The organism is Pseudoalteromonas sp. NCCP-2140 (assembly GCF_023708065.1).
Taxonomy (GTDB): Bacteria; Pseudomonadota; Gammaproteobacteria; order Enterobacterales; family Alteromonadaceae; genus Pseudoalteromonas.
Genome location: NZ_BRCZ01000004.1, coordinates 114371 through 138724, shown reverse-complemented (window position 1 = coordinate 138724; position 24354 = coordinate 114371). Strand labels below are relative to the sequence as shown.

At 39.9% G+C, this 24354-nt stretch carries 19 protein-coding genes; 8 read left to right on the top strand and 11 right to left on the bottom strand.

The window, feature by feature from the left end:
* Positions 1-149: 149 nt before the first annotated feature.
* The 7 genes from NFU46_RS09850 to tagH are packed head-to-tail and all read right to left on the bottom strand — an operon-like array spanning position 150 to position 9583.
* A complete protein-coding gene (locus tag NFU46_RS09850) occupies positions 150-941 on the bottom strand; it encodes a PP2C family serine/threonine-protein phosphatase (protein WP_251601497.1) in 792 nt (263 codons plus the stop codon).
* Positions 934-1662: a type VI secretion system-associated protein TagF gene (gene tagF / locus NFU46_RS09845; protein WP_251601495.1), complete on the bottom strand. Its 729-nt coding sequence runs from the start codon at positions 1660-1662 to the stop codon at positions 934-936. Before tagF ends, NFU46_RS09850 begins: the two co-directional genes overlap by 8 nt.
* On the bottom strand, positions 1644-5144 hold the full coding sequence (gene tssM / locus NFU46_RS09840) for a type VI secretion system membrane subunit TssM (protein ID WP_251601493.1): 3501 nt from the start codon (positions 5142-5144) through the stop codon (positions 1644-1646). The genes tagF and tssM overlap by 19 nt, the downstream gene beginning before the upstream one ends.
* A 10-nt stretch (positions 5145-5154) precedes the next feature.
* Positions 5155-6432 (bottom strand): type VI secretion system protein TssL, long form, encoded by a 1278-nt coding sequence (gene tssL / locus NFU46_RS09835; RefSeq protein ID WP_251601491.1) that lies wholly within the window; start codon positions 6430-6432, stop codon positions 5155-5157.
* A gap of 16 nt (positions 6433-6448) precedes the next feature.
* Complete coding sequence (tssK, locus tag NFU46_RS09830) at positions 6449-7777, bottom strand: type VI secretion system baseplate subunit TssK (protein WP_251601488.1); 1329 nt, start codon at positions 7775-7777, stop codon at positions 6449-6451.
* Positions 7778-7787: 10 nt separating this feature from the next.
* The gene (tssJ, locus tag NFU46_RS09825) at positions 7788-8246 is read right to left on the bottom strand and encodes a type VI secretion system lipoprotein TssJ (RefSeq protein WP_251601486.1); all 459 of its coding nucleotides are present in this window, start codon (positions 8244-8246) and stop codon (positions 7788-7790) included.
* Positions 8247-8272: 26 nt separating this feature from the next.
* The gene (tagH, locus tag NFU46_RS09820; protein ID WP_251601484.1) at positions 8273-9583 is read right to left on the bottom strand and encodes a type VI secretion system-associated FHA domain protein TagH; all 1311 of its coding nucleotides are present in this window, start codon (positions 9581-9583) and stop codon (positions 8273-8275) included.
* A gap of 261 nt (positions 9584-9844) precedes the next feature.
* On the opposite strand from tagH, the gene NFU46_RS09815 reads away from it, so the two are divergent.
* Together NFU46_RS09815 and NFU46_RS09810 are read left to right on the top strand one after the other, a co-directional pair.
* On the top strand, positions 9845-11803 hold the full coding sequence (locus tag NFU46_RS09815; RefSeq protein ID WP_251601482.1) for a serine/threonine-protein kinase: 1959 nt from the start codon (positions 9845-9847) through the stop codon (positions 11801-11803).
* Between the two features lie 114 nt (positions 11804-11917).
* The gene (locus tag NFU46_RS09810; RefSeq protein WP_251601480.1) at positions 11918-12262 is read left to right on the top strand and encodes a hypothetical protein; all 345 of its coding nucleotides are present in this window, start codon (positions 11918-11920) and stop codon (positions 12260-12262) included.
* Positions 12263-12311: 49 nt separating this feature from the next.
* Here the strand turns inward: NFU46_RS09810 and NFU46_RS09805 are convergent, their stop codons facing one another.
* A complete protein-coding gene (locus tag NFU46_RS09805) occupies positions 12312-12677 on the bottom strand; it encodes a DUF1294 domain-containing protein (RefSeq protein ID WP_251601478.1) in 366 nt (121 codons plus the stop codon).
* Between the two features lie 52 nt (positions 12678-12729).
* Between NFU46_RS09805 and NFU46_RS09800 the strand changes: the two genes are divergently transcribed.
* Positions 12730-13254 (top strand): hypothetical protein, encoded by a 525-nt coding sequence (locus NFU46_RS09800; RefSeq protein ID WP_251601476.1) that lies wholly within the window; start codon positions 12730-12732, stop codon positions 13252-13254.
* Positions 13255-13299: 45 nt separating this feature from the next.
* Here NFU46_RS09800 and NFU46_RS09795 read toward each other — a convergent pair whose 3' ends face one another.
* A complete protein-coding gene (locus NFU46_RS09795; RefSeq protein WP_251601474.1) occupies positions 13300-14817 on the bottom strand; it encodes a DUF3360 family protein in 1518 nt (505 codons plus the stop codon).
* Between the two features lie 401 nt (positions 14818-15218).
* On the opposite strand from NFU46_RS09795, the gene NFU46_RS09790 reads away from it, so the two are divergent.
* From NFU46_RS09790 to NFU46_RS09780, 3 genes are all read left to right on the top strand, one after another.
* Positions 15219-16691, top strand: a complete 1473-nt coding sequence (locus NFU46_RS09790; RefSeq protein WP_251601472.1) for a diguanylate cyclase — start codon at positions 15219-15221, stop codon at positions 16689-16691.
* A 241-nt stretch (positions 16692-16932) separates the two neighbouring features.
* On the top strand, positions 16933-17229 hold the full coding sequence (locus NFU46_RS09785; protein ID WP_251601470.1) for a hypothetical protein: 297 nt from the start codon (positions 16933-16935) through the stop codon (positions 17227-17229).
* A 37-nt stretch (positions 17230-17266) separates the two neighbouring features.
* Positions 17267-17569 carry a DUF6966 domain-containing protein gene (locus NFU46_RS09780; protein WP_251601468.1) on the top strand — a complete coding sequence of 101 codons (303 nt, stop codon included), beginning with the start codon at positions 17267-17269 and terminating at the stop codon, positions 17567-17569.
* 217 nt (positions 17570-17786) lie between these two features.
* Here NFU46_RS09780 and NFU46_RS09775 read toward each other — a convergent pair whose 3' ends face one another.
* Both NFU46_RS09775 and NFU46_RS09770 read right to left on the bottom strand, forming a co-directional pair.
* Complete coding sequence (locus NFU46_RS09775) at positions 17787-19910, bottom strand: methyl-accepting chemotaxis protein (protein WP_251601466.1); 2124 nt, start codon at positions 19908-19910, stop codon at positions 17787-17789.
* Positions 19911-20026: 116 nt separating this feature from the next.
* Entirely contained in the window at positions 20027-21031 is a 1005-nt protein-coding gene (locus NFU46_RS09770) for an AraC family transcriptional regulator (RefSeq protein WP_251601464.1), read from the bottom strand.
* 107 nt (positions 21032-21138) lie between these two features.
* Between NFU46_RS09770 and NFU46_RS09765 the strand changes: the two genes are divergently transcribed.
* Complete coding sequence (locus NFU46_RS09765; RefSeq protein WP_251601462.1) at positions 21139-22572, top strand: coniferyl aldehyde dehydrogenase; 1434 nt, start codon at positions 21139-21141, stop codon at positions 22570-22572.
* 25 nt (positions 22573-22597) lie between these two features.
* On the top strand, positions 22598-24331 hold the full coding sequence (locus NFU46_RS09760; protein ID WP_251601460.1) for a GMC family oxidoreductase: 1734 nt from the start codon (positions 22598-22600) through the stop codon (positions 24329-24331).
* Positions 24332-24354 lie beyond the last annotated feature (23 nt).

The window sequence follows — 24354 nt, the reverse complement described above, 5'->3', positions numbered from 1 at the left end:
TACAAATTCCTTTTACACCCAAAATGGAGACGACGTAAAATAATACATCTCTTATTTTTAATTTCAAGCCACAAAACCGTTAATTAAAATAAAATTACAAAAAATAAAATAATAAAATAAACCATAATCCACATTATTTTAATAATAGGCTACTTACTCAATAATAAGGGCACAGTCAAATCATTATTATTTAATGTTTTATCATTAGAATTATCTGACTTTTCATTTTTCACTAAAATAAAAGTAACATTATCTCTTGCGCCACGCACAAGAGTGGAGTGAATTAAAGCCATACCTGAGTCAATAATATTTTTAGGACCTAAAGCAATACTAATTTCTGAGTCATTTAACTCACCAGTTAATCCATCTGAGCAAAGTAAGAAAATATCATCAGTTAATAAGTCGCCTTCTACAAAATCAACAGACAGGTCATTTTGCACCCCTACCGCGCGAGTAATAACATTTGCTAAAGGGTGATTTATTGCCTCTTGCTCTGTGAGTAACCCCTCATCAATTAAATCATTAATTTGACTGTGGTCTCGAGATAACTGTAACAACCCATTCGCTCTGTAAAGGTATATTCTGCTATCACCTACCCAAATTGCTGAATACTTATTATCTTTGAAAAACAATACGGTAACTGTTGTACCGGCCGTTTTGTTAGCCAAAAAATCACTGCTATATTCAAGCAGTTTTCTATTGGCACTTTTTATTGCCTTGATCAACATCTCGGTTGAAATTGATGACGCAGGTAACTCTTCGACTTCAGCCTTGATAACATCTACCACTAGCTGACTTGCAAAATCGCCCGCTTCATGCCCTCCCATACCGTCTGCAACAACCCAAATGTTATACTTATTAAGTTCAATATAAGCATCTTCGTTAAGTTCTCGAACGACTCCGCGATGAGACACGGCATAACTAATAAAACTTTTATTCACATTTACTTACCTGGGTATAATTCCATTCCCAATGCTGCCAACGTCCATCTAGCATTGCAGCCACCTGATTTACCGGTGGTAAACCTGCAGTCACAAAAACAACAGGTTTAATATTTATAGAGCCGTGAGTCCACCAAACGCTGTAATCACCATATTTATTAAGTAAAAGTGAATGCAATACATCATCTAGAGTCCCATCCGCTAATTCATCTCCTTGAAACTCAAATACAGCAGCAGATTTATTTTCATCTGGCGAAAGACTTTTACTGAACTTTTTAGCGGGTGAATGACGAACTTTAAGCGTATTCAGTACCTTTTTCTGCCAAACACTTAAGTCCACACTGTCATCAAGTACAGATAACACAGCGTCTTCATAATCAAGCGATAGTTGGTTCGAATTTAACGCCGAAATGGGTGTGCTATCGCTATCGATGAGAACTGTAAAGGGATAATGGCGTCCAACAGCATCAACACTTGGTAAAAGTGTCCCCACTTTTGCGCTTTCTGTGATTAAGTTTTCAGACAATGCAAAGTGCCATACTGGACTTGTTAAATAACGTTCTTGCCACTGAGCACCTAACTGTTCTTTACTTACTGCTATAGCAGCCTGTAACCAATGCTCCCAATGCTCTGAAAACTGTTGGCTGATCCCTTCTTGCACAAAGTCACCCAAAAATGGAACCTTGCCCAAATAGCCAATACCTATAGCCTTGTCGGACATGAAAAACTCTCTATACTTGCGTTCCAAAATGGGTGTCTAATTGAATTTGGTAATAATTCAACGGTTGCATTATTACCTTGCAGCGAAAAGTGCAGCTCTAAGTCACTCTGAGTTTCTGCTCGTTGAGCCTTTAAATCGTCTAACATCCGATAGAAAGACCATTCGCCACTGTAACTAGTATTGATAGTCCTGCCACCATAAGGTGGGGTAAATACAATTCTAGTTTTACTTTGGGCTACTTCTCCCGGCCAAACAATGCTTTTTACTTTCGGCGGGCCATGACGATAAATCATTGATTGCCCGTCAACTTCGATCATAAAGCTAGAAATCGTCTGGTCGAGTTTTATCGGCTTTAAACCAAACTCTATGCGTGGCGTATTACTGTTGCCATCGAAGAACACCTCACGAATTCTGGCTGCTTGCTCAAACATTTTAAGTGCGGATTCGCTTACACCTATGTTCTTTTCAAATCGCCATGGACTCTTACTGGTATCGACACTGGGTGCAATATAGGTAGAAAAGAAGTTATCAATTGTGCCCTTAGGACCAAAAAAGTCAGAGAAATCTTTAAGGTTAATTTCTTTATCTGAGTGAGGCACCAACGGGTAACGCCCTACGATTGCTGCGTTATACTCACGTAAAACACTGCTTCTCCAGATTTCGTTTAAGTGTTGATTGGCACTTTTTCTTGTGATGTTTGACGTATCTTGGCTTATGTTCAACAACCAATTACTGGCTGGATAAGGCAGCCCTTTACTTTGAAACTCAAGCTCGCTCAGAAACTCTGGTTTATTTTTACCACTTAGTTGGTTTTTTACAGAAGACTTAAGTAACCCACCACGGTCAAGTTGGTTTAAGTAAATATTTAGCTCTCTTAAACTTGCTTGAATTGTCTCAAGTTGCTGTGGTTCAATTTCTAAAATATCACTAAATGCTTCTTCAACTTGATAGCCAGGAAGCTTCACCTCAAATTTCGGTGTTTCATTGGGTAAGTAGCGCTTAAGTCTATTAGCCTTAGTATGCATAGCGACTTCAGCTGCATTTGCAGCCACTTTACCGGCAGCCTTTTGATTTTCCGAAATAGGCAACTTAGTCAACTGAACATTTTTTTGAACAGTTGTAATAATATTTTTTATTGGCGCTTCTGGTCCCGCTAAAACATTAGTAACGCGAACACCTTCTGTTGGTGAATTGAACTCATTTAAAGTCAGCTCATCAACAAACGAACGCCAGTAATAGATATAATCTTGAAAATACTTCTGCTCTAATTTCTTTTCGATTTCAGCTTTTGAGATATCGTATGTGTTTGCAGCTTCTTCACCATAAACCCAACTACTAGCCATCAAGTTACCCAACATCTTGCTTTTCTCGACATTAAAAATGCCATGATAACCATTGTAGGTATAAAGACCTGGGATACCTTTCATAGCGACTTCAGGGTTTTGAAAACTAAATTCTCTTGCGCTTTCGTAACTTATAATGTCTGTTAATTTTATTGGTGGAATGCTGCTTTCCATAAAGTCAGCTTGCAGTCTTTGATAAGCTCTTTCTGCAATTGGCAGTTTTGTTAATTCAGCTCGCGCAAGACGAACAGCTTGATGATCAATTTCCTGCCCAGAAAAACCATGATCCAGTAATGCTCGCGTATGAGCCATAAGATCACTGCGATTAGTTACGTTCACATCCCCCGGAAGAGCCCTTTCGTAATAGGCACTAAACCAGGCAAGTAAATCATCTTGATTATAATGCTCAGGCTCAAATAACATCAGATAGCTGCGTAATGTCTCGTATAAATAACTCAAATAATCAGCTTGTTGCTCCATCTCAGATGTTAGCGCATTGAGTAAATATGGTTCTAGGTACGTTTTTAGTGAACGCAAGTAGGCACTTTTTGAAGCCTCTGTTAGCTCTTCGACCTTACTAAAACCATACGCTTCAAAGTCTTCTGCATTAATCTCGTTAACAGGGAAGTTCTTCAGCTTATTAAAGCGCTGATTCAAAACAAGTAAGTTACTTTTATCTACCGTATTTTGATCTAATACTTGATATTCAGCTAACGCTTGATTTGTTTCATCTATCAATTCACTATTCCATGAAAAGCTAATAAACCAAGAAATACTTAATGCTATCAGAGTGATACATGTCACTGCTAAACATGATACCCGTAGCCACTTACTTTGCTTTTCATGATGTTTGTTGGTACTTGCTAAGTTTTGCTCAGGAAAAATAACGCTTTCTAATAAACGCTTTATAAAGAAGCTTCTCGTTTGATTGATATAGTCTTTTTTCGTCGAGTTTTGCTCAGTCAGCAAATTAGAAGGTGTTCCCTCCTGCGTTGCACTGGTAAGGTATACACCGCGAAATATTGGCAGACTTTCATACGCATTTGGCGTAAATATTTCTTTTAAAAAAGAGTAACCAACACTTTGAAGAGCACGAAGTTGTTTTGGAAACTCAAACACTTTAGAACGGTTCGCCAAATCATGCTCATTAATCAAACGTCGATTTAATAGCGAGGTTAAATTTGAAATTAGCCCATGAAATTCTTTATTAAACACTTCAATTTGATTGTCAGAATCTGCATCAAGTTCAAAAGTAACCCCCCAAACTTGCTCCGTCTCTTCATCACTCAGTTCACTAAAAAACTCTCTAAAGCCTTCAACTAAGTCAACTTTAGAAAAAATAACATATACAGGAAAAGTCATACCAAGCTGACCTTGAAGCTCCTGCAAGCGTTGTTTTATCGCTCGGGCATGCAAGTTACGCTCGGTTTTCGTTTGATTCATCAGTTCGGATATACCCATACTGATGATTACACCATTTACAGGTCGTTTTGGGCGGTATTTTCTGAGTAGCCCTAAAAAGCCTTGCCATGCTTTAGAATCATGCAAAGCATGACTGTTTTGAGTAGTGTAACGTCCGGCGGTATCGATAATCACAGCTTTGTTGGTAAACCACCAATCACAATTACGTGTACCACCCACACCGTGAATTAAGTCAGTACCTAGCTTTTCCTTTAAAGGAAAGTCGAGACCTGAATTATTAATGAAGTTTGTCTTACCTGACCCTGGTGGGCCAATCATAATATACCAAGGAAGCTGATAGATATTACGGCCGTTAAAAAGCTTAGCGTCCTTCAACAACTCTATTGCCTCAACCATACGAGTTTTTAAGGTTTTAATCTCTTCTTGGACTTCATCTGCAGAATTAGCATCAACTTCTATCAGCTCTTCTGTCATGCTGGTATTTCGTTTGCTTTGATTTCTAAATTCAATCAGTTTAACTACAGTATAAACCAGTAAAACTGCTAAAATAATGATGGCACGAGCTGCGACACTTTCAAACGGTTTATAATCGGCGATCGCAATCAGTGGACCACCAAACCAAATAAGTAGGAAGAGAGCTATAAAGCCAACTACAATCATTACCTTACGAGAAGTAGCAGCGTACATAGCGCGCTTGCACTTTTGAATAAAACTCATCACAACTCCATTAAAAAAGTAAGTCGATTTCAATTCGGCGGTTTAATGCCTTATCTGAATTCGTATTGCTCACTAAAGGCTCTGCAGAACCTTTTCCTTCTGGCCATAACCTTCCCATTAAGCCAGTATTCTTAGCCATTGAATTTGCTACTTGTGTAGCTCTAGCTAATGATAAATGCCAATTAGAAGGAAACTGACTGGTACTTATTGGGCTATCGTCGGTGTGACCTGTGATTAAGATTTTGCCTTTTGTTCCTTCAAGGCTTAGTGCTAACTTCTCTAAAATGGGTTGGAAAGAGGGCAATAGTGTTGCTTCACCAGAGTTAAACAAACTCTCATTATTTATTGTTATTCTGATCCTGTCTGTTTGTTGTTCAACGCTGACTATACCGCGTTGTATCTCTGTGTGTAATAACTGAGTTAACAAGTCAAGTTGCTTGCTTCTATTACCTTCAACTTGTGAAGATGACAAAGGATGAACTGACTTCAAATTTTCAGCTGTAGCGTCAACTTGCTCATTAAGACGCATGTTAAAAAATAAATAAACCACAAGTGCAATTAAAGCCAAAACCGATATCACAACCCAAAGTGGAATTTGGTTTCTGAGTTCTACACCTGCTGCAACACGGCTTTTCCAGCTAAGTGTTAAAAATTGACTATGAGGCCCATCCAACTGATTGAGGATGTGATAAATTCTATTGCGATAATCTTCTAGCTTGCTTTCACCGCTTGCTGCAACTCGAAACTTACCTTTAAAGCCTAAATTTAAACAATGGTATTGTAGCTCTAAAAAGTTTCGATTCATTTCTGGATGCGCTAGCGCTTCATCCAGCAAAGTAAAAAAGTACTCACCACCAAATGTTTCTTTATGAAAAGTGGATAATAAGCTTTCTTCTGCCCATTCTAACGAACTCCACTTTGCATTTAATACGGCTTCATCAATTGCAGCACATAAGCAATAACGCGCATTATTAATGACCGTGAGCTCAATTGATTTCGCGCGCAGATTCGTCTCAAAGCGCTTGATTGATTCAATTGCACGATGCTTTAAAGCCGCTAAACTGTCTATTTGCGTTGACTGATTAATAAAAATGATCAATGAAAAGCTATCATTAGCCGCATCGAGTAATTCATTTTTAAAAATTGATACAGAACTAACATTCGCCTTTTCAGGTGAAGAGTGACTAAACGAGACCACGGTTTTGTCACTCGAGCCTTGCGATGCTTCTGAATTTGACTTGTTACGGCCCAAACGTCCTGGACGTGGTTTAATTATTGTTTCATCCATTGAAACGCTTCCTTTATTAGCTTCTAATTGCCCAAAGAATTAAGTTTAAATCAGGGTAGTTACCTGATAAATGAAGAGCGATACCCCCACTGGATTTTAGTTTGCTCCAGTGTTCACTGTTTTTATTAAGCTCAAAATAATGATATCCAGCATGGTAAGGTACTTGACGTGGCGCTGTAGGTAAGCCATTGATTGAGATCCCTGGTAGCTGGTTATTTACTAAATCTCGAATCGACTCTACGCTACCAATTTTAATTTGCGAAGGTAGCAACTTTCTTAATTCTTCATGGGGAATACTCGCTTTGACAGCCAGTACGAATTGAGCAGAGTCGAGAATCGACTTATCTCTTAATGCACCGAATGAGATACCAAACTTACTTTGTTCTAACTTAATTTCAGTGGCTGTTTGTTCAATCACTTGGCTGAGAGATTGGTATAGGAAGTTCACAACCTCTGCAAAAACAAACTGTAAATTTGCATGGTCATATTTTGGAAGTTGCGGCACCCGTTTATTTACAGCACTAAATGTTGCAAGTTCGCCAGCAAGCTCAATTAACCTTGCATAAAGTTCTCGCGGGTGAACACGAGAATGCGTTAATAGGCTTTGAAAAATAGCATCATATTTATTGAGTGTTTGTAGCATCAAAAAATCAGCCACGGATGTGCTACCTGCATACCCTTGACATAGTCTCACCGCAATACTTTCAGCACGTTGCTTTATTAAACCTGAGACCTCTCTGACAAGCGCTGTTAAAGGCTTATTACTGGTGACAAACAAACTAGGAGGAATATACTTAGAATCAAGTTTAATTGCTCCCTCATTTGTGACTTCTGTAATTCTTGCAAGCGGCAGCAAGACATAACCCGATGTATCATCAGACATTAACATCAATCGGCTATGAAGCTTTGCTACTTGGATTACTTCTTGAGCTTGAGAGCCTAAACTGTCATCACTAACTGATAAGTCTGCAATCCTGTAACGTGTCACTAATTCGTCTTCACTAGAAGAGATGTTGATCCCACTTCCCTTCAAGGCTGGAATTGCAAGGCATATAATTTCATCATAGGCACTTTTAGCTACCACTAAGGGGTCAGGGAGAAACTCATCACTTGGCATCTGAATTGGGCATAAATCTGGCGAAATAGCCGACAATTTATCAATAGCAAATTGACCGGTTATAAGTAGTTCACTATCAATTTCGAGTTCAATGACTCCCCATGAATCAGCAACAGTGCCCTCTATAACTCTTCTAATTACACTAGAAACATGCTTATCTGCTTGTTGAAAATGCTGAGGCCTTAAGAACATTCCTTCTGTCCATGCGACCCGCGTGTAATCACTCATGTTTATTCCTTTAATCTTTCATATATACAGCTAACGACTCAACATTTACGTCAATGTCATCATAGCCTGTTGGGTCAACTTCTATAACAGCTCGCCAACGGGCCTTTTCAATATCTCTGTAAGCGACCACAACACCAACAAAACGTGTGTTTCTGTTCAAGTTCATTTTGTATTCAATTTTTGCCGAAGGTTGTAATTCAAGCTCATCTTTCTTAAGTAGATCTGGACCAAGTACTGCTTCAGGATTTTCATATAAGCTAAAAAAATCTTGCGTATCAAAAATGGTGCGAGAGCTCAGTTCAAACACTTTATAAACAACAGGTGAAGGACGACCAGAGATATCTGGGTTCACATCTGAGGCCACTGAAATATTTAAATCAGTAGATGGGGGCACAAACTTGTTTACTGTTGTACAGGCTGTTAAAAATACCCATAAAGCACCTACAAAAGTAAGCTTGAACTTCAACATTGCATTATTCCTTCATTGTAATACAGCTAATTTCCACCATTGTAAGCCTTCAGAAAATCATCAGAAAATGCTAAAACCCCTTTAGCTTTAACATCATCTGTAATGTCAGCATACAATTCGTTATATATACGCCAGCTTGAAGCACCACCATAAGCAGGCAATGAGCTAAGTAACCCACCATTATTGCTTTGTGCTTTTATGCCATCGGGTGATAATTGTTCTAAAAGACCATTAAGTGCCCCAGTCGCACCTGCTAATAACCCTTGCTCGTGAAGTTTTGTATCAACAAAACTTTCTTTAACTGCTTCATTCGCTGGCAAAAAACTTGCGCTATTGCGAACAAAAAGATTCTGCATTACATCATCAATGGTTGCTGAAAACTTAAGTGGATTATTCTGTTCAACTTTAAACGTTGTGTGATTCAATTTAAGTTGGTTCTTAATATTTGTTCGCTGGCGAATCAAATCCATCGAGCCTTCAAGGAAAAGCTTAAAGCACTCGCCCATACGCTGCCATGTGTCTTCATTTTGCAGCTCTACTGATAGCTTTTCATTAACACTTAAACCATTTAAAAATGAAGAGATTAACTTCGATGAGTTTGGAATTTGATTATCTTTTATAGGTGCACTAACTGGGGCGTTATTTGCAGCCATTGCACTATTGCCATTATTAAACGGCTTACTATCATTAACAGCTGGAGTGCTAATTACAGGCTCTTCTACCGGTAATACAGGCACGCTATTTTCTTTTTCTTCTACCGAAGCTGATAGTTGTGCGAGTTCATCCCAATCCTCAGGAATAGGTTGACTCAGATTTTGTTGTGAAAATATGTCAATATTATCACTCGGTGTTTTCTGAAAAGTAGGCGCAATCATTGCTTCTTCAAGTTCGTTTGCACTGCCATAAGCCATTTGCTGTTCAGCAAACCCCTTAATATCATCGCTTGAATCTTTTGGCATTTCAGAAAGCGAGGAGTTGAAAGAATTGATTTGTGGCTCAAAATCTTGAACTTGGTTAACTTGCTGTAGAGTTGATTCTATTTGAAAATCACCAATCGTGAGAATGTCACCATCATTTAGACGGTGTTTATTCTCTTTTCCTAACGGTGAAACTGAAAAGTTTATAAACAATCCATTGGTAGAGTAGTCATATACATAGAATCCATCGGTCTCTTTTACGATTTTGCCATGGCGACCTGATATTACTTTTTCAGGATCAGGTAAATACCAATCGCAGTCTTCTGAACGACCAAAAGTTAATTCATTTTTTACTACTTTTTTCGCATCTATCTCAGGAGAGAGCCTGTGATAACTGGTAACATTTAGAATCACTTCCATTTGATTATTAGTCCCATAAATACAAACATTCTATTAGGATAAAATACTTCACAGAATAAAGTCAACGCGGAAAAATACCCAAAAATAAAATTTAAAATAGTTTCAAAAAACAGAATAAAAAGGATAAAACAAATAACCCACTCTAGAACTAAACCTTAAGTACCAGTTCATTAATATAAACTGAATGATTGCTTATTGGTGTATTTTTTGTAAAATATGGCACCAGTCAAAAGGATATTGATTTTTATAAAAGGAATTATAATGACTGCTGAAAATGATAAAACACGCATTGCTTCAATAAAAAATAAAAATGCTGTATCAAAAGAAAGCAAGCTTCACTTAATTGGTAAATATCTAGCAAAGCGCTACTTAATTGAAGAATTAATTGGCGAAGGCGGTATGGGTTATATTTATCGAGCGCGAGATACCTATCTAAATACAGCTTCTAATCAAGACGATATCGTGGCAATCAAAGTATTGCACCCAGAACTGGCAGACTCTGAAGATGCGCTTTTGTTGTTAAAAGATGAAACAATAAAAACGCGCTCTCTTTCTCACCCTAACATTGTTAAAGTGTTTTCAGCTTCATCTAGTGACAACTATCATTTCGTTGTAATGGAATGGATTGAAGGTGAAACTCTTGAACAGTTGATCAAAAGAAATAAGCCTAGTGGTTTATCTCAAAAAAGAGCTAAACCAATTTTAAATCAACTAATTGATGCCCTTACATATGCTCACACAAAAGGAATCGTTCATAGCGATCTAAAGCCTTCAAACATTATTCTCGATTCGCAGGGAAACTTAAAAATCTTGGATTTTGGGATTGCAAAAACAAATCTTCACGAAGATAAATATGCAGCGCCGGATAACAATGAGTTACCAAATAGCAATGGTTATACCCCCACTTATGCAAGCCCGGAACAACTAAATGGAGACAGTTCTTCAGCCAAAGACGATATATTTGCATTTGGCTGTATCGCATTTGAGTTATTAACGAGTAAGCACCCATACAACAGAGTAGCTGCAAATCAAGTTGCAAAAGATACAAGTGTAAAAAAACCTAGCAACTGTTCACTAAGCGTTTGGTTTAAAATCAAAAAGTGTATTTCACTTGATGCCGCAATGCGTCCTAAATCATTGCTCGAAGTTAAATATGAACTAAATAATAATAGAACTTCACTATTAATCCATGCAGCTTGCTACGCATTACTTATTGGTGCTGCTGGGTTTCAGTTTTTATCTCAAAGCGATAAACAGCAATTGATTGAAGCAAACTATCAAAACTCGGTCGCAAAAGTTGAACAACTTGAAACATGGATGAATTGGCCTAGTGATGGTTTACCGCAACGATTAAATGAAATTCCCCCACAATACAAAGTATTAAAAGAAGGGCTTTTAGCTGTTCATCAAAATAAAGTCGTGGAAAAATTTACTAAGCAAGTTGATGATTTACCAAGAACCGCCATAAATACAAGAGACTATGATGAGGCCATTGCTATTTATGACGAAGCAAAAAAATTCTACCCTGACTCAGAGACATTAAATAATAAACTCGAAAGTTTACTTACTGAAAGGCAGTCGATCCTATCTGATCTAAGTTATCGTTTAGATGTATTGTTATCGCAATCGAGATATGGTGAGAGTGGTGATAACAATATTCACGGCCTTGTATCTCAATTAAAAGTTATCGACGCTAGTTATGCCTATGTACCCAATCAAGAGCACATAAATAATTTCAAACTAGCCGTTTTAACGTCTATTGAAAATGAAGATTTCGTTACACAAAAAGCACTACTTGATGTAGGTGAGTTAGTTTTTGCAAATAATTCAGAACTTGAACCACTCGTTACGGCATTGCGAAAAAAAGAGTCAGCCATGGTTTCATTAGCTGAGTATAAAAGAAAAACAAGTGAAGGGATGACTGTGAGTTACCCTGACGATGATGCCAAAATATTTTATCAAGAAAAGTTAGAAAAGTTTAATACTCAACTTGCTGATGTTTCTGACTATAAACAACTTATGGAGTTTGATGAGTCATTTAGTAAAGAAGCTGAAATTTTCCCCGAATCTTTTGAGCCTATTTTATTAATCAAAGATCAAATAGCGACGACTTATATTTCGATGGCTAGTAGCTTAATGAAACGAAAAATGTACAGAACAGCCGAAAGACTTGTCGAACGTAGCGAAGAAATTAGAAAGAGTCTAGAAAATAAAATCTAGTTCAGAAAGTTAAATAATCAAACGTCAGGGAAGAGTGAGTTTGCACAGTTATATTTTTGAACGCCATTCTTTTTCTTTAACGTTTAATAAATAGTGTAATTTAATGGAGTAATTATGAAAAAATTAAGTCTTGCCTGTGCATTAATGGTACTTGCTGGCTGTTCATCAACTACTGAAGTCAAGCCAGAGCCGCAGCCTATTGTAGAGCCTGTAGCTGAAGTGATAGAAGAAATGCCTGTAACTTCATTAACAGTCGTTACTACACCTAACGATGCCCGTGTTCGTATTATGAATATTAAACCTGTTTATGAAGATGGTATCGAACTTGATGATGGTAAATACGATATTGAAGTAACAAAGCCTGGCTACTTGACCTATCGCAAGTGGATTGTTGTAGATAAGAAAACAATATTGACTGTAGACCTTGACAGCATAGAGTCTAATCAAGCGACTCAATAATGTAAAATTACTTCCCACCAAAGGAAAGCAACTGCTTTCCTTTTTTAATCTACTTGTAAATTAACTGCAAATAATACAGTGACGACAGTGCACTGCCATTAACAATAATTGTTAACCAAAGTACGGCAATAAAACTGCGTTTTTTAGATTTATGTCTTAACCATTGCTGCGCAATTAATGAACCTGGCCAGCCGCCGATTAATCCTAAAATATGCAGTGTACGCTCAGGTACTCTTATCACATGCTCACCATGTTGCATCGCTAAACGTTTATCCCAGCCATATACCAAAAAGCTTATTAAGCTCGCTACGCTGTAAGTGCCTGCAATAAAGTAGGTAATATTAAGTTGCCACGATACCAGCCATAGCAGCGCTAGAAACAACAATGAAAATGTAATTAATGTTTTCTTAATCAACGAATTATCACCTATACTCTGCAAAACAAATTAATTTTATCGGGACGCTATTATGGCATACCTAAAATCACTTTTACTATCAATCTGCCTATGTTCACTTTCTCCTATGGCAGCAGAGCAACAACTTGATAACAAGCTAAAAGTGTTTGAGCCTTACTTAGGCACGTGGCAGTCAGACTTTAATGTCGCTGCAGGTAAGCCTGCGGTGCAAGATGTGAGTAGCTGGCAACGCGCGCTCAATGGCACGGCGATTAAAACCATTCACTCTATCAATGAAGGTGAATATGGTGGTGAGTCGATGATTTTTTGGGACAATAAAAAGCAGTCTTTAGTGTTTTATTACTTCACTACAGCAGGTTTTTATACCCAAGGCACTATGAATGTACTTAGCCCTACTCAATTTGTTGCTTATGAAAATGTAACGGGTAATAAAGAAGGGATCACTAAGGTGAAATCGACAAGCGAGTTTAAAAACAACAGCTTTGTGGTGTCGACCTCTTATCTTAAAAAAGGTCAATGGACAAAACCTGATACCCGAACTTACACCCGCAGCGAAAAAACAGTTAAGTTTAAATAAAAGCTTTAAAAAAGGGTAAGGCGTTTATCACCTTACCCTTATTTATTAATGTCTAAAGTCTGCCATTAATGCCGGAATACCTGGCAGCATACCCACCATTGCCATCACGCTTGTTAAAATAACAAACATTACTAATGGAATGATCCAGCGGCTCATTGGGGTTAGTTCAGAGCTTCGTTCTTTACAACCAATTAAGCCCAGATTGTCGAGCAACATAGTTAATGACCAGCCAAATGCAGGATTCACTAAAGTCGATGAAAACACCACAATAGCAGCCGATTGCGTTGTTTTACCTTCGCGGGTCATTTCCATACCCGCTTCTAGAAGCGGGATAAACACACCAACTATTAGCGCGACGCATAACACGGGTTGCCAAATAGCTAAATCCATTGGGTAACCCCAAATACTGGCAATAATACAAAATAATGCCGTTAACACCGCTCCCGCAGGAATTGGGCGTTTAGCGATGGCTGCTGGCACGATGTAGGTTCCCCATGACGAGGTAAAGTTAGAGCCGCCTAACAAGGAGCCAAATGTCTGGCGGATTGAAGCGCTGAACATGGTATCGTCAATGTTCATTTGTACTTTTTCAGTGCGTTCTGGGTAACTAATTTTTTGGAATACTTGATGTCCTAAAAAGTCAGGTGACCACATGGCAACCGCAAGCACCGCGAATGGCAATACCACAACAAAGCTCTCTAGGGTCGGTAAACCCAGCATCCAACCAGTGTTTTCACCCCACCAATACATTGGGTTCATATTTGGTAAACCCGGTGCGGTCTTAAACTCAAACGGCGCTCCCAGTAAAAATGCAATTAAACCGCCAAGTAAACAGCTTAATGGCACGGCTAACCAACGTTTTTTGTAGTGCTCAAGTAATGCATACAACACGATAGTCGACAAAATCACAATGAAAGCAATATGGGTCATATCAATACCTTCAGCCCATGCAAACAGCTTTTTAACCTGCGAAATCGTGCCAATAAAACCAAGGTAGAGCAGTAAACCTCCACACACGCCTCGGCTGGTTAACCCCGCCAGTAAACTCCCGCCTTTACTAAGTGCCAGTAACAGACCAAATGCCCCTATCAGTAAACCGAAGGCCATTGGGTGACCCCCTGCAGCAACCACAATCGGGATCAAAGGAATAAGCGGCCCATGCGTACCCGCTAAGTTTGCTGTTGGTAAAAAGAAGCCCGAAAATAATAAAATGAAGATCGATACAATTAACAGCTCATAACGCACGTTTTCTAGAATAAAGCCTTCACCTAAGCCTAGTGGCGCTGCAAACGTTGCAGCAATTGCACCCACCATGACCACCTTGCCTATGGTGCCTGCCATGGCAGGGATAGAGTCTTCTAATTCAAACCGATAATCACGAAATGGTAAGTTAGGACGCCAGCGCTTAGGCTGCATAATTTGTAATTCGTGTTCAAGGTATTCGTCACGATTCGAAAATTCACTGCTGGGTTTATGAAGAGCTTGATAGCTTTGCTGGTCGGTATGAGTATCCGATCCTTGTTCAGCAGGCGTTATTGACGCTGATTGCTGCCTCGTATTCATGAGTTCTCCTACTGCCTATCTTGAAAAATTGTGTGAGTTTTTATTATGCAGTTAGGGTAAAGCAGCCAGATACAAAACACGATTAGGCAAAAGGTCGGGTATGAATTTATAAAATAGGTGTTTTTAATAAGTTGACAGAATCAGAAAACAAACTTAACACATTGATATGTATAGCTTTACTTATAAAAAACGTTTTTAAAGAATAAGCTTTGGGTTGTTTTTTAAGCACATTAACTATTAGTCTAATAAATTGTATGAATAGCAAACAATAAGATAAAAACCACTTTTAAATTAATCGAATTTGCCTATTCCCCAACTACTAATATACTAATTTATTAGTAGTTTGATTAATGCTAACTCGCCGATCGGTGGCTTTCTTACATAAGCACATAAAGGGATGTATGAACACACAGCTCAAGCCTTGGCAATTTAATATCATTGTTTGCTCTGTTTATCTGCTGTTTGGCTTGTTTACTATGCAAGTGTTAAAAACACTGGCGGTATGGCCACCAGCAGGAGTCGCATTAGCAGGCTTGATGTTATTTGGTCGTAAAGCCTGGTTGGGCGTTGCATCAGGCACCTGTTTAGTTGTGCTTTGTTACTTTTATCTTAGCGACTTAAATCCATTCACGTTTAAACACATCGCAATAAATGCCGCAACAACCACAGGTAATACTCTCGCTGCTTTAACAGCATTTTGGCTAATTAACCGAAAACTTAAACAACACACACTGCTGACAAGCGTCACCAGTTTAGCCAGAGTGTTTATTGTTGCTTGCATTGCGATTGGCGTGATTTCTGCGCTTTTCGGTGTGGGCATATACTCACTAGTTGGTATCGAGTGGTTTAATGGCTTGTATGTAGGCATATTAAATTGGAGTATTAGCAATGCCTTAGCAGCAATTGTGTTCACCCCTGCCCTTTACTTTTTATGGCGGAATTGGCCGCACCCGGTCACCCCTAGTGAATTTTCTAAACTTTTGTTGCTTACTTTGACCGTGGTTTTGTTGTGTTATTTTATTTTTGGCCCCGCATACACAACCATGACATTACCATTTTTACAACCTGCATTACTGTTGTTTCCGCTGCTTTATGCCGCTACGCGGTTATCACCAACTGCCACCAGCTGCATGAATATGTTGGTGTTTTTTGCAGCTTGGGTCGGAAGTAATCAAGGCTGGGGCTATTTTTATTATCATCATCCTAAAACAGCAGAAGTGACTATGCAGTTTTTCTTTTTATTTACTCTTTCAGCGGTATTACTTATTCAAGCTGTGTTTATTCAGCGCAAGAAAGAACAACAAAAACTAACCACCATGCTCGAACAAAAAGTAGAAGAAAGAACCTATGAGCTAGAACGTGCTAAGCATGAAGCATTAGCCTTATCTGTGACAGATCATTTAACACAACTTTATAATCGCCGTGGCTTCTTCGAAAAGGTTAATCAACAGTTTGTAAAATATCATGACGCGCAATGTACCTGCTCCCTGTTACTGTTAGATTTAGACCAATTTAAAGCTATAAACGACAAATATGGCCACGCTACTGGCGATGAAGTAATACGAACCACTGCACATAAGCTCATCCAACATAGCAAAACATCAGATATTGCGGGACGCATTGGTGGAGAAGAATTTGTCTTATTTTTACCTATGGCAAATAACCACACAGCCTTTGCTATCGCAGAAAAGATCAGAGCCGATATCGAACAACAAGACATCATCGCCGATAACAAACACGTTAAATTCACCGTGAGTATTGGCGTAAGCACCTTACAAACAAGCGATCAGCATATAGAATCGATGTTAAAACGCGCCGACAAAGCATTGTATCAAGCCAAAAACCAAGGCCGTAACCAGGCGCAGTGTAGTTAGAATGAGTTACGAGTTGCTAGTTACGAGAGTAAAGTTACGAGAGACGAGGTGCGAGATGCGAGGTGCGAGGTGCGAGGTGCGAGGTGCGAGGTGCGAGGTGCGAGGTGCGAGGTGCGAGGTGCGAGCATGAGCTTAAGGCTCTTTGCACTATACGACTAGTAATTAGTTAGTTGCTCTGTTAAAAATAGGCAATTAATAAAGAGCTTTAAATAGCTATAAAAATGTTCTAATTAAGATGGTTATGGATGAAGAATTAAAGAAACAAGTAGATGTTGTCGTTGGGTTAAGCCGCCTTGCTGGAGGCATGCTAATTATTATTGGGAGTATTTTGGTCTTCTTTTTTATTCAGGCTGCGCAGGACCCAAATGCAGCGATTGAAATAAATGGAGTGCCAACAAAGGATTTTAGTGCAAAAGTTGGATCAGTAATTTTCACTGCGCTATTTCCTCTGTTTGGTATTTTCCTTTCTTTTGCACCTAACAATCTCTTAGAAAAATGGGCAACCAAGATAATTCTGCTTATCTCTAATAAGACCTAGTATTATTAGCGAGATGTTTCATACGACGAGTACTTTAATGAAATCTAATTATGCCGATTATCAAGATAATTTAGAAAATCTCATAAAATTACTTCGGGTATATAATGAAGAGCATTGGGCTAATTATTTTCAAAAATCATTAGAGTTGCTCTATGTGGGTAAGCCTCAAAAAAGTATTTATCATTCACTAGCTGCATTTGGTGGTATGGGCAGTGTCACTGATTCTTTAACTTTTACGGGTGCAAATAATCAGGAAGTTAAGCTAGGTTTTAAGTTAACTGCCTGCTTATTCAATGAATGTAAATTAAAGCGAAGTTTTCTGAAGCGAATCATAGAGTAATAGTGAAAAAAACCATTGCATCACGGTGTTTTTAACCTTTGTCGCGGCATAAAGCCGTTGCTTGCTTGGCGCGCGAAACAAGATATTAGATACGAGTTACGAGAGTAAAGTTACGAGAAACGAGATGCGAGGTACGAGTCTGTAGCTGCGATTTTACATCGCGTTTTTCTCGAACCTCGCACCTAGCCCCTTTACTCTTGTAACTAGCAACTTAAAGTTATTTCGTCTTTAACTTATTCAACTCATCATCCTGTTGAGCAACGAGTGCATTAAGTGTTTGGCTACCATCTCCGGCTTGGGTAGATAGCTCAGCTAGTTGCGATGCGGCATCTGAAATTAACGTCAGGTTGCGGTTTATCTCTTCTGTGACTGAGCTTTGCTCTTCTGCAGCCGTTGCAATATGAGTAATTTGCTGCGTGATTTCATCCACTTTGACTACAACTTCGTGTAATGCATCAAATGCAACGGAGGTTTCATCTACCGCGGTTTGTGCACGCACAACACCTTGCTCAATGACCTTAGACGCGTTGCCTACTTCTAGCTGTAAGCTGTCGATTAGGCCGCTGATGTCATCGGTTGATGAACGTGTTTTTGAAGCAAGTGCCCTTACTTCATCAGCCACCACCGCAAAGCCACGGCCTTGTTCACCGGCCCTTGCCGCTTCAATTGCCGCATTCAGTGCAAGTAAGTTTGTTTGCTCTGCAATCGTTCGGATCACATCTAAAATTTGCGTAATGTCGTTACTGCGAGCCGCGACTTTTTCAACCGCTTGATTGGCCTCTTTGATTTCATCCGACATGGTTTTAACTTGGGTAACCGCAGACGACAAGCTCGATTCACTGCTCACAACAAGGCTGTTTATTTCATCGGCTTGTTGCGCTGACTGCTCTGAGGCTCTTGCCACTTCGAGTGCAGTTGCGCTCATTTCATTCATGGCGGTCACTACGCTCTCAATTTCTTGGAACTGAGCTTGAACGTTGTGTTTAGTATCAACAGCAACACTGGTCGCTAAGTGAGCCTGCTCTTTGGTTTGCGTTGATACATTTTTAAGCTCACCAATTAAATCGCGTAATTTAGCAAGAAATGCATTAAAGCCTGTAGCCAATGCGATTAACTCAGCGTGGGTATCAACATGCAAGGTTTGAGTTAAGTCACCTTCAGCACTGGCAAGGTTATCAACGCGCTGTTGAATTTGCTGTAGTGGTGCCACAATGGTGCGGATCACTAAGGTCATAATCACAAAGGCGGCGCCAGCAATAATAATACCCGTCACCAAGATTAAACCACCTAGTGTATTGGCATTTTCGCTCATGCTATTTGCTAGCGCATGCGGCCCTTCAAGGGCAAGCTCAGCGGGTACTTCAATCAATAGGTTCCACTGTGTTTTTGCAAGCTTAATGCTGATTGGGTAATTAACTAAATACTCATCACCAACTTTAAATACACCACTTTGTTTTTTCGCTTTAACGTAATTGTCTAAAATGTTTTTAGTCACCGCCTCTTTTAACGGTCTGCCTAGCTTATCTTTGTAATGACTACTACCAACCACTAAATCGAGTGAACTTAGCAAGGTGACACGGGCTTTACCGTTATACAGCTCTTTTGAGAGCTTTTCGGTCATGCTTTGAAATACAGGCAATGTTAAATCAACCCCAGCAACACCTATAAATTCGTTATCACGAAGAACGGGCACAGTTAGAGAGGTCATCATTTCAGAGTAACCCGGGGTGATTTCGTATAGGTAGGGCTCCATAATGCAAGGCACTTTGGTGTCTTTTACACACAAGTACCACTCAGCTTCCCGCTGGCCAAATTCATTGAGCGTATCCACATATTTTTCAGCTACATCGTCAACCACTTGTTGCTCAATTACACCGTCTCGGTTGCGCGTGAAATAAATTTCTAGTGTGCCAACGCCTGCTACAGAATGATCATACCCGCTGATAAAATTAGCATCACGGCCATCAAACGCATTTGCTTCAAATTGCGAGTAGATAGATGAAAGAATATCATTTTTTTGTAATAGAGAGCGATTCAACTCAACCACAGCATCGCGGGTTAAGGTAGCTGCCGCATCGTTGTCACCTAAGATAGCGGCAAATGAATAAGGCACTCGGTACGCTTCATTAATAAACCCAGCAACTTGTTCACCATATGCGGCGGCATTTGAAGCGAGCTTATCCTCCACCTCTGCAACAATCAGCTTTTCTGATTGCGCAGCTAACTGCTGGTTGCTGCTTGACAGCTGCCACCATAAAACACTTGATAAAACAAACACAGTAATAAAAATACTGCCTACCGTAAGCCATAATAACTTTTTCGCTAATGCTAACTGCCGCATCGACATTTCCTGTTTTTATTGTAGGTTTGCTAATAGTTTAGACCATTTGCATGACTACACAGGGACAATTAGAAAAAAAGTATGAAGTTTTGCTGTAATTAAGCTGCTTTGTTAAGTTAGCGCAAGTTACGCTGCCATTCGGTGGGTGACATACCAAACCATAACTTAAAGCGACGACTAAAAATCGACAGCTCTGAATAGCCTAAACGCAGTGCTAAATCGGTCATATTGATGTGCTTTTGTTGTAATAGCCGCATTGCCTCTGACTTTCTAACTTCGTCCAATAATTGCCGATAACTGGTGTTATGCTCGGTTAATATGCGTTGCAGCTTTTTGGGGTGTAGCCCTACACTTTTCGCGGTATTTTCTTTATTACACTCACCGGTTGCTAGCAACATTTTCATCGCACTTTCTATTTGCAGCATTTCATCGGGGAGTTTATTAAGGCGTTGTAGCTCAAGTTGGTCGGCTATTAGGGTATCTAAAATGGCATCATTTAGCTGGGGTTTATAGGATAAAAATGCGCTTGAAAAGTAAATCGCATCTACGTCACTGTTAAACTCAACCTCACAATTAAGTACTTTATTAAATAAGGGCCGCTGTTTCATTGCGACAAATTGCCGTAAGCACACTTTATCGGCCCGCCATTTCGGGCCAACTAATTCTTTTAATATTTTATTGACCAAACACACTGCCAACTGAGACTTTTGCTCAAACTCGTGTTTTTCGTCAGACAGTCGGACAAAACGTACCTCACAACTTGTTTGCCCAAGCAGAGCAAGGTTTAGCACAATGCCTTCGGCATGCAGGTATATGTATTTTTGGGCAATATTAAGGGCATCAAGAATCGTAGGTTGGCGCGACATGTAAGCACCAATCAAGCCTACCGTGCTCATACTTTGTGATGCGCCAAGCTTTAAGCCAAAACATGGCTCGTCACACGCTTTGGCAGCAAGTTCAAGTAACTCAAGGTAATGAGCGTAAACAACAAAGCTGTCTGGGTCGCGTAATTGTGCGGGTAAAATACCTGCTTTCTCCAACAAAGTAATTGGATTTACGCCATATTGCCTCACTAAATTCTCAAACCCAGCTAAACTAGAAGAGCGAATTAAACTTTCCACGCAGTGTGCCTTTTGTCCTAAAGAGTCATTTCAGTGTCCTAAAAAGTCAAATCAACTGCAAGTGATTTATTTATGCTAGAACAAACTCTGACAAACAGAACATACAGATGAACATTGCCACTAAACCAGTAAGCATCGATAGCATTTTAATGGCCGACTTAGTCGCGCAGCGCAGCCATGCCAAAGCAGCAGGTATTGAAAACTACCAGCAAAGACGTGAACACTTACTTGCGTTAAAAGCCATGATTACTGAGAACCAAGCACGTATTATCGAGGCCATTAATCAAGACTATGGTAATCGCTCTCGCCATGAAACCTTACTTGCCGAAATCATTAATGCCTGTGCAGATATCAATAGCACGTTAAAGCACCTTAAAAAGTGGATGAAAGTGCAAAAGCGACATGTTGATCACCGTATGTATTTAGGGGCAAAGAACCGAGTTATTCCCCAGCCGCTTGGTGTTGTAGGGTTAATTGTGCCGTGGAATTTCCCGATAAATTTAGCCTTTAGTCAATTAGCCGCAGCATTTGCAGCAGGTAATAAGGCGATGGTTAAAATGTCTGAAAACTCTCGGCATTTAAGTGCGCTTTTAGGTGAGCTAGTGGGCAATTATTTTAAGCCCGAAAAGCTGCAATTTTACTGTGAGACTGGTGAAGTAGGCATCGCCTTTTCAAAGCTTCCCTTTGATCATCTAATGTTCACAGGCTCAGGTGAAACCGGCAAAAAAGTGATGGCTGCAGCGGCGCAAAACCTAACGCCTGTAACCCTTGAGTTAGGAGGTAAATCTCCTGCTGTGATTGCTACTGATTACCCGATGCAAAAAGCTGTAGAGCGCATCATGTATGTAAAGCAAATGAACGCCGGGCAAATTTGTACCAATGTTGATTATGTATTTGTGCATCAGACTCAACTTGCACTATTTATCGATACAGCAACTCGCTGGGCGAAGAAACATGTGCCAGATATCCATAGCCAAGATTACACAGCCATTATTGATGACCGCGCATTTAAACGCCTTACAAACTGTATTGAAGAAGCCAAACAACTCGGCGCTGACGTTATTACGCTTAGCGACCAAGTTGCAGATGCCAACACGCGAAAACTGCCACTGACATTAATTTTAAACAGCAATGACAGTATGAGCATTGATACCCGCGAGACATTTGGACCTATTTTAATGGTAAAAACCTATCAAGACTCGCAGCAAGTCGTTGATTATATTGCAGAGCGAGATAGACCTTTAGCGTTTTACCCGTTTAGCTACAACAAACAGCTTGTTAACTTTTATATTGAGCAGGTGATGTCGGGTGGTGTAAGCGTTAACGATGCCCTGTTTCATGTCGGTCAGCACGACTTGCCTTTTGGTGGCGTAGGTGCCAGTGGTATGGGGCATTACCATGGCTATGAAGGCTTTTTAACCTTTTCAAAATTACGTCCGGTGTTTTATCAAGCCAAGTTTTCAAGCGTGAAATTTTTAATGCCGCCTTACGGCAGGTTTGCCGATAAGCTTTTAGCCTTTTTGAGTAAATTAAATTCATAACAATAAACACCAACAGGTGATAATAATGCAGCAACACACATTTGATTTTGACCAAATTATTATAGGCTCTGGATTTGGCGGCTCTGTGAGTGCGCTTCGCCTAAGCGAAAAAGGCAACCGAGTTTTAGTACTCGAAAAAGGCCTACGCCGCGACGATAAAGAATTTCCAAAAACCAACCTAGATATCAAAAATTATATGTGGCAGCCAGAAATTGGCCTAAAAGGCTGCATTCAATTTTCGTTTACCAGCAAAGTCACTGTGCTGCATGGTGTGGGTGTTGGCGGTGGCTCACAAATTTATGCCAATGTGCACCTTATTCCTGATGATGAAGTATTTCAATCTCCAGCGTGGACACGAATAAAATCAGACTGGAAAGAAAGTCTAATGCCCTACTATGGCCTTGCACAACGCATGTTAGGTAGTGCCAAAAATACCTATACCAATGTTGCCGATCACACGCTAAAAGACATTGCTGAGCAGATGGGTCAAGGTGACTCATTCAAAACCGTGAACACTGGGGTGCTTTTTGCAAAACCCGGCGAAGCCTATAACAAAGAGCTACCCGATCCATACTTTAATGGCGATGGTCCGAGGCGAAATACCTGCCATTACTGTGGTAGCTGCATGATTGGTTGTCGCCATAATGCCAAAAACACCTTAATGAAAAACTATCTGTACTTTGCCGAACGCAATGGCGTAGAGATAAGACCCAGCTCTGAAGTAATCAAAATCACCCCGCTCAATGCAGATGGCAGCGCCGGATACAAAATTAAGATTAAAGATACCAGTCATCGCAATAGCCATATTTATACGCTAACAACACGTGGCGTTGTGCTTAGCGCAGGGGTCATGGGCACCGTGCCTTTGCTTTTAAAAATGCGCGATAAAGACAAAACATTGCCCAATATTTCAGCTTGGCTAGGCCAGCAAATTCGTACTAATTCAGAAACCCTCACCACCGCGAACAACACTACTAAAAAAGTTGATGATGGTGTTGCGATCAGCTCATTTATTTCGGTCGACAAAGACACCAATATTGAAATTTGCCGGTTTAGAGAAGGCGCCGATGGCACATGGCTATATTTACCTTACGTTCCTATGGTGACTGGAAAAGGCCTCAAGCGTATTGCTAAGTTTTTAGTTAATACACTGCGCCATCCAATAAAAACAGCCAAAGTCTTGCGACCAAAAGGAAAAGCCCGCAGCTCAATTCTATTTTTGGTGATGCAAAAATCCGAGGCGTTTATTCACCTAGAATGGCGACGTAAATGGTATCGCTTATTTAAAAACGGCATTACTGCGGTGCAAAAAGACAATGACACGCCGCTTAGCGTTAGTTTTCCAAAAGCAGAAGAAGCAACCAAACTCTACGCCGAAAAACTCGGTGGCGTGCCGGGCTCAGCCTTATCTGAAGTGCTCTTTGGTGCCCCAATGACGGCGCATATAATGAGTGGAGTCGCCATGGGAACTGATGCCTCTAACGGCGTAGTTGATAGCTCTGGAGAAGTGTTCGGCTATCAAAACCTACGAGTTATTGACGGCTCAATCATACCGGGTAATTTAGGGGTAAACCCATCATTAACCATTACCGCATTGTCGGAATATGCAATGAGCCAAGTGCCGGTATTCGATGCAGCCCGAGCAAGCAAGATAAAGCCAATACAATTTAGTGAACCACGCGAAGGCCAAGTATCAGCGCTTACTGGTTCAGGTGATTTAGCAAAATCGATTGCTGAAAAACAAAAAAGCCGTGCATAAAGCACGGCCTATTTTGATAAATA